8 protein-coding genes are annotated in these 14,799 nt (G+C 65.5%); 1 reads left to right on the top strand and 7 read right to left on the bottom strand.

What is annotated here, in order from left to right; translation table 11 throughout:
- Positions 1–10: 10 nt before the first annotated feature.
- Positions 11–898 carry a HipA domain-containing protein gene (locus AB0B25_RS03285; RefSeq protein WP_357174157.1) on the top strand — a complete coding sequence of 296 codons (888 nt, stop codon included), beginning with the start codon at positions 11–13 and terminating at the stop codon, positions 896–898.
- 543 nt (positions 899–1,441) lie between these two features.
- On the opposite strand, the gene AB0B25_RS03290 is transcribed toward AB0B25_RS03285, so the two are convergent.
- The 7 genes from AB0B25_RS03290 to AB0B25_RS03320 all read right to left on the bottom strand — a co-directional run bounded on the left by AB0B25_RS03290 (position 1,442) and on the right by AB0B25_RS03320 (position 14,768).
- Positions 1,442–5,395 (bottom strand): DNA-directed RNA polymerase subunit beta', encoded by a 3,954-nt coding sequence (locus AB0B25_RS03290; RefSeq protein ID WP_357173942.1) that lies wholly within the window; start codon positions 5,393–5,395, stop codon positions 1,442–1,444.
- 177 nt (positions 5,396–5,572) lie between these two features.
- Positions 5,573–9,079: a DNA-directed RNA polymerase subunit beta gene (gene rpoB / locus AB0B25_RS03295; RefSeq protein ID WP_357173944.1), complete on the bottom strand. Its 3,507-nt coding sequence runs from the start codon at positions 9,077–9,079 to the stop codon at positions 5,573–5,575.
- Between the two features lie 408 nt (positions 9,080–9,487).
- Positions 9,488–10,114 (bottom strand): hypothetical protein, encoded by a 627-nt coding sequence (locus tag AB0B25_RS03300; RefSeq protein WP_357173947.1) that lies wholly within the window; start codon positions 10,112–10,114, stop codon positions 9,488–9,490.
- A 110-nt stretch (positions 10,115–10,224) separates the two neighbouring features.
- Positions 10,225–10,953, bottom strand: coding sequence for a hypothetical protein (locus AB0B25_RS03305; protein ID WP_357173950.1), 729 nt, complete (start codon positions 10,951–10,953; stop codon positions 10,225–10,227).
- 106 nt (positions 10,954–11,059) lie between these two features.
- Positions 11,060–12,301 (bottom strand): MlaD family protein, encoded by a 1,242-nt coding sequence (locus AB0B25_RS03310; protein WP_357173953.1) that lies wholly within the window; start codon positions 12,299–12,301, stop codon positions 11,060–11,062.
- Entirely contained in the window at positions 12,298–13,518 is a 1,221-nt protein-coding gene (locus AB0B25_RS03315) for an MCE family protein (RefSeq protein WP_357174160.1), read from the bottom strand. Before AB0B25_RS03315 ends, AB0B25_RS03310 begins: the two co-directional genes overlap by 4 nt.
- Positions 13,519–13,559: 41 nt before the next feature.
- Entirely contained in the window at positions 13,560–14,768 is a 1,209-nt protein-coding gene (locus AB0B25_RS03320; RefSeq protein ID WP_357174163.1) for an MCE family protein, read from the bottom strand.
- Between the last annotated feature and the right edge of the window lie 31 nt (positions 14,769–14,799).

A 14,799-nucleotide genomic window follows, 5' to 3' on the forward strand; every position in this document is an offset into this window, starting at 1 on the left:
AGTTCCCGACGTGGCGGCCGTGCTGGAATCTGCGAAAGTATCGCCGGATCCACGAACGCGCGAGCATCAACCATGGAAGTTTTCGCTCGCGGGCGTCGGCCTGAAATTCTCGACGCTGCGTGACGGTAGGCGATTTACCTGTACCGCCACCGGTGAGGGAGGTGACTGGATCCTCAAACTGCCCGACTCCCGATTCTCGGCCGTGCCGTCCAACGAGTACACCATGATGCGTTTCGCGGGTACCGTCGGAATCGATGTTCCGGAGGTCGCTCTGGTGCACCGCGACGACATCGACGGTGTGCCCTCAGGCGTCTGGCCCGGCGGCGAAGAGTTTGCATATGCGGTCAAACGGTTCGATCGCGCCACCGATCGTCGGCTGGTCCACATCGAAGACTTCGCCCAGGTTCGTGCGGTGTATCCGATCAGCAAATACGAGGGAAACTTCGAGACTGTCGCCGCGCTTGCCTACCGCGGCCGCGATACCGCAGCCCTGCACGAGTTCGTCCGCAGACTGGTGTTCTTCGTCCTCATCGGCAACGGCGACGCACACCTGAAGAACTGGTCGCTGATCTACCGGGATCGGCGCGTACCAACGCTCTCCCCGGCTTATGACATCATGTCGACCGAGGCTTACGGCATCGGCGATGGCCCCGAGGACCTCGGCCTGAAGTTCGTGGGTAACAAGCGCTTCGATGCGATGCGCGTCTACCAGTTCGATCGTCTGGCCCGGAAACTGCACACGTCAGCGACCCTGTCGGCGACGGCTCTGGAAACCATCGATCGCGTTCGGCAGCACTGGCCACGGTTTGCTGATGAGCTGGAAGATAATGCTTCGGTGAGGGATTGCGTTGATCGGACGATAACCATGCGGACGGCGTCGCTAACCCGCAACCGCTGAACAGCACCAGGCGACCCGCCGCCAGCGCGTCACCCTCGGCGACGACGCGGCAGGTTGTAGAAGATGGTCGCCCCACCGCGATCCCACTCGCAAGTATCCGGTAACTCGTCCCGGCCGGCACGAAACTCTATGGCGCCCTTGGCAGAAAGCAATGGATCGTCAAGTAGGTCGAGTAGAGACCAACGTGCGATGACCCGCCGCTCAAAGATGTCTTCCCTCAGCAGGTCTTCACGGGTCAGAGTACGAAGTCTCTGGGTTGGCTGCGAACTGCATCTTCCCTTCGCGCAACTGCTCTGCGATGTGGTTCCTATCCTGCGGGCCACGGAGGCGACGAAGCTCCTCGTGTGCCGCCCTGAGTTGCTGACACTCCCGTAGCGACACGACACCCTCGACCACACCATTTGGACCTGTGATCACACGGTGCGGGTCGCCCACAGGTAGGGGGCTCGCGGGAGTGGGGATGCCCGTCCGCCTCGGCCCGCGACAGCATTCGGCCCCCGCTCAGGAATGAGCGGGGGCCGAATGCTGTCGTACTCTACCGAATTACCGGTAGTCGCTGAACCCGTAGTCGTCCAGCGGCACCGCGGCACCCGTGGTCTGACCGAAGCTGTCCGGGCTGTAGTAGGTGTCGTCGTAGGACGGCACCGCGTACGCCGCGGCACGGGCTTCTTCGGTCGGCTGCACCTGGATGTTGCGGTAGCGGTTGATACCGGTACCGGCCGGGATCAACTTACCGATGATCACGTTCTCCTTGAGGCCGATGAGCTTGTCGGAGCGGCAGTTGATCGCCGCGTCCGTCAGAACTCGGGTGGTCTCCTGGAACGACGCCGCCGACAGCCACGAGTCGGTGGCCAGCGACGCCTTCGTGATACCCATCAGCACCGGGCGACCCGACGCGGGCTCGCCGCCTTCGGCGACGACGCGGCGGTTGGCGGCCTCGAACTCGGCGCGCTCGGTGAGCGAGCCGGGCAGGAACTCCGTCGCACCGGAATCGATGATCGTCACGCGACGCAGCATCTGGCGCACGATGACCTCGATGTGTTTGTCGTGGATCGACACACCCTGCGAGCGGTAGACCTCCTGGACCTCGTGGACCAGGTGGACCTGCACCTGACGGGGGCCCATCACGCGCAGTACCTCGTGCGGATCCGCCGCGCCTTCCAGCAGCTGCTGGCCGACCTCGACGTGGTCACCGTCGGAGAGCAGACGCTCGGTGCCGTCGTCGTGCTTGAACACACGCAGACGCTGACGCTTCGAGAGCTTGTCGTAGACAACCTCTTCGCCACCGTCATCGGGGATGATGGTGATCTTGTAGAAGCGATCGTCGTCCTCGAGTCGCACGCGACCGGAGACCTCGGCGATCGGCGCCTTGCCCTTCGGCACCCGAGCCTCGAACAGCTCCTGCACACGCGGCAGACCACCGGTGATGTCATCACCCGCGACACCACCCTGGTGGAAGGTACGCATGGTCAGCTGGGTACCGGGCTCACCGATGGACTGCGCGGCGACGATACCGACGGCCTCACCGATGTCGACCAGCTTGCCGGTCGCCATGGAGCGGCCGTAGCAGGTCGCGCAGACACCGGTGCCGGTGGTGCAGGTCAGCACGGAGCGGACCTTCACCTCGGTGATGCCGGCGTCCAGCAGCGCCTCCAGGGCCGGGTCGCCGAGGTCGGCGCCCTTGGCGACGACCACGTTGCCCGCGGCGTCCACCGCGTCGGACGCGAGGGTCCGGGCGTAGGTGGAGGTCTCCACGTGCGCGTCGCGGATGATCGAGCCGTCGAGCTGCTTCTCCGCGATCGGCACCACGATGCCGCGCTCGGTGCCACAGTCGTGCTCGCGCACGATGACGTCCTGCGAGACGTCCACCAGACGACGGGTCAGGTACCCCGAGTCGGCGGTGCGCAGCGCGGTGTCGGCCAGACCCTTTCGGGCACCGTGGGTGTTGATGAAGTACTCCAGAACCGTCAGGCCCTCACGGAAGGAGGACTTGATCGGCCGCGGGATGAACTCACCCTTCGGGTTCGTCACCAGGCCCTTCATACCCGCGAGGGTACGAGTCTGGGTGAAGTTACCCGTGGCGCCCGAGTCGACGATCGTGATGATCGGGTTGTCGGCCGGGTAGTGCGCGCGCAGCGCCTTACCGACCTCCTCGGTCGCCTCCTGCCAGATCTTGACCAAGGCGTTGTTGCGCTCCTGGTGATCGAGCGCACCACGCTGGTACTTCTTCTCGATCTGATCCGACTGCGCCTCGTAGCGCTCCATGATCTCGGCCTTCTCCGGCGGCACCAGCACGTCGGACATGGAGACCGTCACACCGGAGCGGGTAGCCCAGTAGAAGCCCGCGTCCTTGAGCTTGTCGACGGTCTGCGCGACCACGATCATCGGGTAGCGCTCGGCGAGATCGTTGATGATCGTCGCCTGACGCTTCTTCGGCATCTGCTCGTTGATGAACGCGTAATCCGCGGGCAGCAACTCGTTGAACAGCACCCGGCCCAGCGTGGTCTCGGTGGTCCACGCGTCGCCGCGCCGCCAACCCGCCGGGAACCGCTCCACCTCGACGTCCTTCGGCGGACGCTGGTCGGTCAGCCGGACCTTGATCAGCGAACGCACGGTGAGTTCACCGCGGTCGACCGCCATCTGCGCCTCGGCCGGCGAGGAGTACACGCCCTGCTCCGGTGCGTCCTTGGTGGCCGGCTGGTAGGAACCCCGCGCGCCATCTTCCAGACGGGTCAGGTAGTACAGGCCGGTCACCATGTCCAGACGCGGCATGGCCAGCGGCCGACCCGAAGCGGGCGACAGGATGTTGTTCGACGACAGCATCAGGATGCGCGCCTCGGCCTGCGCCTCCGCCGACAGCGGCAGGTGCACGGCCATCTGGTCACCGTCGAAGTCGGCGTTGAACGCCTCACAGACCAGCGGGTGCAGCTGGATGGCCTTGCCTTCCACCAGCTGCGGCTCGAAGGCCTGGATACCGAGGCGGTGCAGGGTCGGCGCGCGGTTCAGCAGCACCGGGTGTTCGGCGATGACCTCTTCGAGGACATCCCACACCTGCGGCCGCTGCCGCTCCACCATGCGCTTGGCGGACTTGATGTTCTGCGCGTGGTTCAGGTCGACCAGGCGCTTCATCACGAACGGCTTGAACAGCTCCAGCGCCATCAGCTTGGGCAGACCGCACTGGTGCAGCTTCAGCTGCGGACCGACGACAATGACCGAACGGCCCGAGTAGTCGACACGCTTACCGAGCAGGTTCTGACGGAAGCGGCCCTGCTTGCCCTTGAGCAGGTCGGACAGCGACTTGAGCGGACGGTTGCCCGGTCCGGTGACCGGACGGCCACGACGGCCGTTGTCGAACAGCGCGTCGACGGACTCCTGCAGCATCCGCTTCTCGTTGTTGACGATGATCTCGGGCGCGCCGAGATCGATCAGTCGCTTGAGGCGGTTGTTGCGGTTGATCACGCGCCGGTACAGGTCGTTCAGGTCGGAGGTGGCGAAGCGGCCACCGTCGAGCTGAACCATCGGGCGCAGCTCCGGCGGGATCACCGGAACGGCGTCGAGCACCATGCCCATCGGCGAGTTGCCGTTGGCCTGGAAAGCGGCGACGACCTTGAGCCGCTTGAGCGCGCGCAGCTTCTTCTGGCCCTTGCCGCTGCGGATGGTCTCGCGCAGCAACTCGGCCTCGGCGTCGATGTCGAAGTTCTCCATCAGCTTCTGGATGGACTCCGCACCCATGGCGCCGGTGAAGTACTCGCCGTAGCGGTCGATCAGCTCGCGGTAGAGCACCTCGTCCACGATGAGCTGCTTGGGGGACAGCTTGGTGAAGGTGGTCCAGATCTCCTCCAGCCGGTCCAACTCACGCTGGGACCGGTCACGCAGCTGGCGCATCTCCCGCTCGCCGCCGTCCTTGACCTTGCGACGCACGTCGGACTTGGCGCCCTCGGCCTCCAACTCCGCCAGGTCGGCCTCGAGCTTCTGGGCGCGGGCCTCGAGATCGGCGTCGCGCTGGTCGGCGACCGCCTTCTTCTCGACCTCCATCTCGGCCTCGAGCGTGGAGAGCTCGTTGTGCCGCAGTTCGTCGTCGACGGCCACGATGACGTAGGCGGCGAAGTAGATGATCTTTTCCAGATCCTTCGGCGCCAGGTCGAGCAGGTAGCCCAGGCGCGACGGAACGCCCTTGAAGTACCAGATGTGGGTGACCGGAGCGGCCAGTTCGATGTGGCCCATCCGCTCACGGCGCACCTTGGCGCGAGTCACCTCGACGCCACAGCGCTCACAGATGATGCCCTTGAAGCGCACCCGCTTGTACTTGCCGCAGTAGCATTCCCAGTCCCGGGTGGGACCGAAGATCTTTTCGCAGAACAAGCCGTCCTTCTCCGGCTTGAGCGTGCGGTAGTTGATGGTCTCCGGCTTCTTCACCTCACCGTAGGACCACTGGCGGATGTCTTCGGCGGTGGCAAGGCCGATCCGGAGTTCATCGAAGAAGTTGACGTCTAGCACGTAACTTCCTTTCCCCTGTGCGGGTCGAATTCGAGCAAAAGTTCACTAGTAGGTGTCTGCCGAGGTTTCACTCGGCCGAGCACTCCCTATATCCGCCGAGATCTTGCTCGGCCGAGCACTCTTGTCAAGCGCGGGAGGCCGGATGCCGTGCGCGAGCAGCGGCATCCGGCCGACCGCCTAGTTCGCCAAATCGTCGACGGTGGCCGCTTCGTTCCTCGACAGGTTGATGCCCAGGTTGGCCGCCGCGCGTTCCAGATCCTCATCGTCGCCGTCACGCATCTCGATCGCGGCGCCATCGGACGACAGCACCTCGACATTGAGGCACAGCGACTGCAGCTCCTTGAGCAACACCTTGAACGACTCCGGAATGCCCGGCTCCGGGATGTTCTCGCCCTTGACGATCGCCTCGTAGACCTTCACGCGACCGACCACATCGTCGGACTTGATGGTCAGCAGTTCCTGCAGCGTGTACGCCGCACCGTAGGCCTGCATGGCCCAGCACTCCATCTCACCGAAACGCTGACCACCGAACTGCGCCTTACCACCCAACGGCTGCTGGGTGATCATCGAGTACGGACCGGTCGAACGGGCGTGGATCTTGTCGTCGACCAGGTGGTGCAGCTTCAGGATGTACATGTAGCCGACCGCGACGGGGTACGGGAAAGGCTCGCCCGAACGTCCGTCGAACAGTGTCGCCTTGCCGTCGTCGTTGACCATGCGCTCGCCGTCGCGGTTGGGCAGCGTCGAACTCAGCAGACCGGTCAGCTCCTCCTCGCGCGCGCCGTCGAAGACCGGCGTCGCGATGTTGGAGTCGGCCGGGGCGCCCAGCATCTCCTCCGGCAGCGCCGTGGCCCAGTCGGGGCGGGCGCCGTCGGTGGCGACATCGACCTTCCAGCCGGCCTTGCCGATCCAGCCCAGGTGGGTCTCCAGGATCTGGCCGATGTTCATACGACGTGGCACACCGTGGGTGTTCAGGATGATGTCGACCGGGGTGCCGTCCGGGAGGAACGGCATGTCCTCGGTGGGGAGGATCTTGCCGATGACACCCTTGTTGCCGTGCCGGCCGGCGAGCTTGTCGCCGTCCTGGATCTTGCGCTTCTGCGCGACGTAGACGCGCACCAGCTCGTTGACGCCAGGGGGCAGATCGTCGTCGTCATCGCGAGAGAACACCCGGATGCCGATGACCTTGCCGGACTCGCCGTGCGGCACCTTCAGCGAGGTGTCGCGCACCTCGCGCGCCTTCTCACCGAAGATCGCCCGCAGCAGCCGCTCCTCCGGGGTCAGCTCGGTCTCACCCTTCGGGGTGACCTTGCCGACCAGGATGTCGCCATCCCGGACCTCGGCGCCGATACGAACGATGCCGCGCTCGTCCAGGTCTGCGAGCACCTCGTCGGAGACATTCGGGATATCCCGAGTGATCTCCTCGGCGCCCAGCTTGGTGTCGCGGGCGTCGATCTCGTGCTCTTCGATGTGGATCGAGGTGAGAACGTCCTCTTCCACGAGGCGCTGCGACAGGATGATCGCGTCCTCGTAGTTGTGGCCTTCCCACGGCATGATCGCCACGAGCAGGTTCTTGCCGAGCGCCATCTCACCGTTCTCGGTGCACGGCCCGTCGGCCAGGACCTGGCCGTACTCGACCCGCTGGCCCTCGTCCACGATCGGGCGCTGGTTGGAGCAGGTGCCCTGGTTCGACCGGTTGAACTTGCGCATCCGGTAGCTCTTGCGCGTACCGTCGTCGGCCATCACGGTGACGTAGTCGGCGGAGACCTCCTCGACCACACCGGCCTTCTCGTTCACCACGACGTCGCCCGCGTCCACCGCGGCGCGCAGCTCCATACCGGTGCCGACGATCGGCGCCTCGGAACGGATCAGCGGCACGGCCTGACGCTGCATGTTCGCACCCATCAGGGCGCGGTTGGCGTCGTCGTGCTCGAGGAACGGGATCATGGCGGTCGCGACCGACACCATTTGGCGCGGCGAGACATCCATGTAATCGACCTCGGCGGCCGCGACGAGCTCGTTCTCCTCGTTACCGCGACGGCACAGCACGCGGTCCTCGAGGAAGCGGCCCTCGGCATCGACCGGCGAGTTCGCCTGGGCCCGGACGTGCCGGTCCTCCTCGTCGGCGGTCAGGTAGCGGACCTCGTCGGTCACCCGGCCGTCGACCACCTTGCGGTAGGGGGTCTCGATGAAACCGAACGGGTTGACCCGCGCGTACACCGACAGCGAACCGATCAGGCCGATGTTCGGGCCTTCCGGAGTCTCGATCGGGCACATCCGGCCGTAGTGCGACGGGTGGACGTCACGAACTTCCAGACCGGCGCGCTCACGCGACAGACCACCCGGGCCCAGCGCCGAGAGGCGGCGCTTGTGGGTCAGACCCGACAGCGGGTTGTTCTGGTCCATGAACTGCGAGAGCTGTGAGGTTCCGAAGAACTCCTTGATCGCGGCCACGACCGGGCGGATGTTGATCAGGGTCTGCGGCGTGATCGCCTCGACGTCCTGGGTGGTCATCCGCTCGCGGACCACGCGCTCCATCCGGGACAGGCCGACCCGGATCTGATTCTGGATCAGCTCGCCGACGGTACGCAGACGACGGTTGCCGAAGTGGTCGATGTCGTCGATCTCGACCGGGACCTCCTCGCCGCCGGGGGCGGTCATGGCACGGTCACCCGAGTGCAGGCGCACCAGGTACTCGATCGTGGTGACGATGTCTTCCTTGGTGAGCACCGAACCGGTGATCTGCTCGCCGAGGTGGATACCCAGCTTCTTGTTGATCTTGTAGCGGCCTACGCGCGCCAGATCGTAGCGCTTCTCCTTGAAGAACAGGTTCTCCAGCAGGGTCTGCGCGGACTCCTTGGTCGGCGGCTCGCCCGGACGCAGTTTGCGGTAGATGTCCAGCAGCGCCTCGTCCTGACCGGCGGTGTTGTCCTTCTCCAGGGTCGACATCATGATCTCGGAGAAGCCGAACCGCTCGACGATCTCCTCGGTGGTCCAGCCGAGCGCCTTCAGCAGCACGGTGACCGGCTGACGACGCTTGCGGTCGATACGCACACCCACGGTGTCGCGCTTGTCGACGTCGAACTCCAGCCACGCGCCGCGGCTCGGGATGACGCGCACGCTGTGCAGGTCCTTCTCCGTGCCCTTGTCGACGGAGTGGTCGAAATAGACCCCCGGCGAGCGGACCAGCTGCGAGACGACGACACGCTCGGTGCCGTTGATGATGAACGTGCCCTTGTCGGTCATCATCGGGAAGTCACCCATGAAGACCGTCTGGCTCTTGATCTCACCGGTGTTGTTGTTGATGAACTCCGCGGTGACGAACAGCGGCGCCGCGTAGGTCATGTCCTTGTCTTTGCACTCGTCGATCGAGGCCTTGACCTCTTCGAAGCGTGGGTCGGAGAAGGACAGGGACATGGAGCCGGAGAAGTCCTCGATCGGAGAGAGTTCTTCGAGTACCTCCTCGAGTCCCCCGACTAGGCCGACGTCGCCGCGCGCGGCGGCACGCTCACGCCAATCCGGTGAACCGATCAACCAGGCGAACGATTCCGTTTGTAGATCGAGAAGTCCGGGCACCTCCAAGGGTTCACGGATCTTCGCGAAAGACACCCTCAATGGGGCTCCGGGGATTCCGGCAACTGCCTTGGTCTGGGTGGAGACTGCCAAGATGCGTCCTTCCAGCACCTCACGCGCGTCGCGTGGTGGTCCGCGACCGTCGCTTGTCTGCTACGAATTCCGCTGGTTACAACCCGAACGAAACTCGAACAGGCACCAACGGAAGTAACACCGGAAGGGTGGAACTCACGTGTGCTAATCGAGGAATGGACAGGAGGCAGCCAGCGCAACGTCCAAACCTACACCCATGTACACGGGAGTGTCAAAGTACCACCCGTGCGAACGTCCGCATGGCTGGCGCGCCGGGCCGAATTCGCTGGCTGCGTCGTGAGCCGCGGTGCGCTGGAAGCCACTGTGACAGCTGCCGCTGTTGTGAATAGCGTGACGGTTTGCGCGAAACTCGTCAAGTGGCAGGCGCGTCCGAGACACAGACGAGATCGCCTGGCGCGCTGCGCTATCCCCGCTTGTACGGCGGACTTACTGGTCGACTATGTCGCTGGCCAGCCAGCGACCGTCCACCTTTTGCATATGCAGGACGACGGGACCCGCGACGCTCTGCTGCGCGACACCGTCCTTGGTGGCGCTCACCACCAGATTGACGAGCAGCTCGGCGCGGTCATCCGTGAGCAAAGTCACCGCGATGGGATCTGCCTCGGCGTCGGCACTGGTCTGCGCCTGCTTGACCGCCGAGATGGTGGTGTCGGCATACTTGTCCAGGTCGGCGAGCATCTTTCCGGTGAGCACCTGCTTGGCGGTATCTCGATAGCTGTCGATCTTCTTCACGTCGTAGGCGTAGACGGTCCGCAACGCGTTGTCGGCGGCCGCCCGCACCTCCTGGGTGGCCTCGTTGTTCACGAAGGCTAGGTTCGAGGTGTCGACACCTGGACGCTGGGCGGCGACCACTGCGAAAAGGCCGAGCATTACGGCGGCGAGCAGACAGCCGGCGATCAGGACCCACCGCGTGCGACCCGGTGGCCGGATACCGCTCGGGACGAGAAGCTTGCGTAGGCGCGTCCGGACGGGAGCCTGGTCGGGGCGCTCGGTATCGCGTGTCGTACCGGGCTGGGCAGCGCCCGCCACCCGCGGCTGGGCGCGGGTCGTCATACGGCGCTCGGTACGTGGTGTTGCCGGACGTGATGGTTGCTGGGCACCGGCACGGCGCTTGGACGTGACTCGATTGACCGGTCGACGAGGCGACGTCATGGGCTGTCCTCCTACGATCCCGGCTTCGGCGCGGCAGGCGCCTGGTCCGCGGATGGTGCGGGCGGCGGTTGGCCGGGTCCACCGCTCAACAGCACCGGCTGGCTGAGCGAGGAGATCTGCTCGGCCTTCCAGATGTCGCCGCCCTTGGCCACGTCGACGCTCCAGGTGTATCGGTATTCGGCAGGCGGTTTGTTCTTGCCGGTCTCCGTCACCTGGAGGACGACCAGCGCCGACGCCTTGTCCTGCTCGGTATTCAGCGCGGTGAGCGCGGCGCCGAGTACCTTCGACGACATCCCGACACCGGTTTGCGCGGCCAGCTTCTCGGCCTGGTCCTTGTTCTTGGTCGCCGAGTCCAGCAGCGCACCGGTCATCGACGACCTGGCCACGGCCAGCGAGCCGGGCACGTCGTCGAGGTTCATCGAGGTCATATTCAGTGCGGCCTGGCGGGCGGCGTCCAGAGCGTTGTCACGGGCATCGGCGCGCGGGCCGTCGGTCATCGCGGTCCGAACCCAGCCGGTGCCGAACCACGCGGCGGCGATCACGGCCACCACCAGCAGCGCGGCCGAGCCGACCAGCGCGAATCCGCCGAACGCCGACGCTGCTCCGGAGTGCTGCGGCGCGCCGGCGACGCTCTCTGCCGCACCGGCGACATCCTCGTCCGGTGCGGCGGCGTCGGCCGGATCAGCGGGCGAGGCCACGGTGTCTGATGCGTCGGCGTGCTCGGGCAGATCCGGGTTCACCGCGGCGCCTGGCTGTCGGTCGGCTCCGTCGCGCCCATGCGGCGCATGCCCACGGTTCGCTCGTTCCAGTCACTCACGCGAGACACCCTAACGTCGTCGGTCCTGGTCACCGCTTCGGCGTGACCCCCAGCAGGGTGGCCAACTGTACGGCGATCGGATTCAGGTTCAGCTTGTCCGGATCAGTCTTGGGGTTGGAGTCCCACGGCTGCACGATGCTCGGATCGGCGAGAGCGGCACGCTCACCACCGCGGACTGCGGTCGGGTTACCGAACGGGACGAGGCATTTCGCGTCCTTGTTGAAGGGGAATTCGTCGCGCGTGTCGTCGAAATCCGGGTTCTGCGCCTTCATCTGCTCGAGAATTCGATACGTGCCCTCGTAGCCCACGGTACAGGCGGGCGGATTGTTGGTCTCCAGGACCACGCCGAAGTGGCTGGTACCGTCACCGGGCGCGGTGGAGGAGGCGCCGATGGACAACTGCGGAAGCATCTGCAGCAGCGGTCGCAGCGCGTAGAACTTCGGCGAGATGGCCTGCAGCACCAGCCGCAGATTGGCCAAGTCCTCGGTCAGCACGCCGCCGCTTTCGTGGACCAGCGCGGCGACCTGAAGACCCGCGTCGGTCCCGGTGCCGATCAGCCTGCGCACGTCCGGGTCGCTGGAGCGCAGTTGAGCGGTGAGCTTGTCCAGGCCGTCGCTGAATCGGCGGATGGCGTCGGACTGCTCGGCCTGGGTACCGAGCGCGACTCTGCTGTCTCGGATCAGCTGGATCGTCTGCGGCAGCGCCTCGTCGAACGTCACGGTGAATTTGTTCAGCGAGTCGACCAACACTTGCAGGTCATCGCCTTTACCGTCGAGCGCCCGGCCGAGTTCGCGAACGGTGGTGTTGAGCGCGCTCAGATCCACCGATCGGGTGAAACCGTCCACACTCGCGATCAGCTGCTCGACCGGCACCGGCAGGGTCGCCGAGGTGATCACCGAGTTATCCCGCAGGTAAGGGCCCTCGCTCGAGTCGGGTTGCAGGTCGACGTACTGCTCGCCGATCGCGGACCGGTTGGCGACCACAGCTTTCGCCGAAGCCGGGATAGCCGGTGAACCGGTGTCGATAGCGAGGTTCAGCACCACACCGTCGTCGGTGAGCTCTAGCTCACCGACCCGGCCGACCGGAACACCGCGGTAGGTCACCTCGGCGCCCTTGTAGAGACCGCCGGTCTGCGCCGCCCGCACATGCACCGTGTATTCGCCGAACCCGAACATGTGGTCGAGCCGGATGTATTTGGCGCCGACGAACACCACCCCGAGCACCGCGATCACCGCGAATGCGATCAGTTGCCCCCTGACCAGACGTGTCATCGGGGACCACCCTCCGTTTCCTGATGCGTTCCGCCGCCGACCCCGAGCTGCTCGAGGATCGCATCGACCGGGTTCGGCGGTACGCCGAGCGCGGGTAACGGGGCCATCAGCGGCGGCAGCGGCAGAATCGACACTGTGGGCCAGCCCGGCCGCGGGCCGTTGCCGTTGTAGTACGGGTTGGCCGGATTCACCGGCACCGGCGGGCCGATCGGCGGAATGTACACCGGATCCGGTTTTCCCACACCGAGATTGCTCAAGGTGGCGCCGATCTGCAAATCCACCGACAGCCAGGTGTTGACCTGTCCGCCGAAGGTGCTCTCCAGCGCGGAGTCGGGGAACGGGTAGGTCGGGATCAGCGGTAACGCGGTCACCAGGTCCGGTGCTGAGCGGCCGAGTTCCTGTAGCGTCGGACGCAGCGAAGTGAGGTCGCGGATCAGGTCGTCCTTCGAGGTGTTCAGCACGTCCAAGCCGGCCTGCCCGAGCCGGTCCAGCTGAGCGAGCAGGCCGACCAGCTGCGGCCGCTGTTCGGCGAGGATCGCGATGCCCTGCGGCAGCTCGTCGAGGATCTTGCCGATCTGCTCGGTCTGCCTGCTCACTCTGTTACTGAGCACATCGAGGCCGTCCAAGGCTCGCGTGATGTCGTCGACCTGTTTGTTCAGTCCGTCGATCAGTGTGTTCGCCTGCTCGAGCAGCGAGCGCACCCGGTCCTCGCGGCCGCCGAAAGTATTGTTCAGTTCGGTGACGATCGGCTGCAATTGCGCGATACCGCCGCCGTTGAGCAGCAGCGACAGCGCACCGAGCACCTGCTCGACCTCGGTGGCGTGCCTGGTGCGGTCAACCGGAATCACCGAGCCGTTGCCGAGCTTGGCCGAGTCGGGGTCCGTGGCGGGCCCGGACAGCTCGATGAACTTCTCGCCGAGCAGATTCGACTGTCTGACCTCGGCATGCGCATTCGCGGGCAGGTCCACCGACGCGTTCACCACGGCACGCACGGTGGCCGTCCACTGGTCCTTGCCTATGGTGATCTCCTCGATCCGGCCCACCGGTACGCCTTCGACCTTGACCGCGGACTGTGGCACCAGATCGAGCACGTCGTCGAATTGGATATCGATGTGTATCGGATGGTCACCGACGTCGGCGCCGCCCGGAAGCGGGATGCTGTAGATACCGTCCGCGGCGCACGAGGTGACCAGCGCGGCAGACAGGCCCAGCACCATCGCGGCACCGAGACCGTGTGCGGCAGAACGGATTCGGGCGGTCATCGGCCACCTCCCTGCGACGGCGGAAGCTGATCCGACGGGGTGCCCGGCACCGTGCCGGGGACCGGAGCGCGCTGCTGGTTCTCGCCGCTGAGAATGCCGAACGGCAGGATCAGCGTCGGGGTCTGTACACCGGCGGTGATCTGATCGGTGATCTCCTTGCAGTGCTCCAGCAACGGCCGCATCTGCCTGCCGAGCGCCTCGAACTCGGGATCACCCGGCATCAGCTTGGACAGATCGAGCAGCCTGCACGCGACGCCGAACGGATCCTGCAGATCGGTGAGGTTGGTTCGGATGTCGAGGGTGCCTGATTCGGCGTTGTGAATATTGATCAGGTTGCTCAATGCCAGCGGGAGCACCGGCAGCGCGGCGGCCAGGTCGTCGCGCTGATCGGCCAGTGTCTTGGTGAGCGTGACCAGCCCTTCGGCATTGCTGGCAACCAGTTCCCGGTTCTCGTCGATGAACCGCGCCACGTCGCCGAGCGCGACCGACAAGAGATTCAGCGCGGCGCCGAGGTTCTCCCGTTCATCGGCCAGGAAGGTCGACAGGTCGGCGAGCTGTCCATTGAACTGCCGCACCTGCTGGTCGTTCTGGGCGAGCATGGTGATGAAGGCCTGCAGGTTCTTGATCGTGTCGAAGATGTCGCCGCGCGCGTCGGACAGGTACCGCGTCGCTCTGGACAGCTGGGTGAGACTGTCGGCCAGCGCTTGGCCGTTGCCCGCCAGATTTGCCGCGCCGGTCCGCACCAGCTCGTTCACCGCTCCCTGGGCGTTGGCTCCATTGGGGCCCAACGCGTCCGACAACTCGGTGATGCTCTTGTACAGCTGGTCGACCTCGACCGGCGTCACCGTACGGTCGCGCGGAATGGTCGCGGTGCGGGCCATCTTCGGGCCTTCGATGTAGACCGGGGTCAGCTGGATATAGCGGTCCGACACGATCGAGGGCGTGATCTGCGCGGCCCGGGCATTCGCGGGGATGTCGTACTTACGGTCCACGCTCATGACGATCTTGACCTGATCCCCCTGCGGCTGCACCGAATCCACCGAGCCGACCGGCACACCGAGGATCCGAACGTCCGAGCCCTCGTAGATACCGACCGAACGATCGAAGTAGGCGGTGATCTTCGTAGTGGCCAGCCGGTCGTATTGCCACCACAGCACCCCGGCCACCAGCACCGCCACGACCGAAACCAGCGCGACACCCGCCATGGCGCCGCGGCTGGCGGACTTCACCGCGACG

This window comes from Nocardia sp. NPDC049190, assembly GCF_040648115.1.
In the GTDB taxonomy this organism is placed as follows: Bacteria; Actinomycetota; Actinomycetes; order Mycobacteriales; family Mycobacteriaceae; genus Nocardia.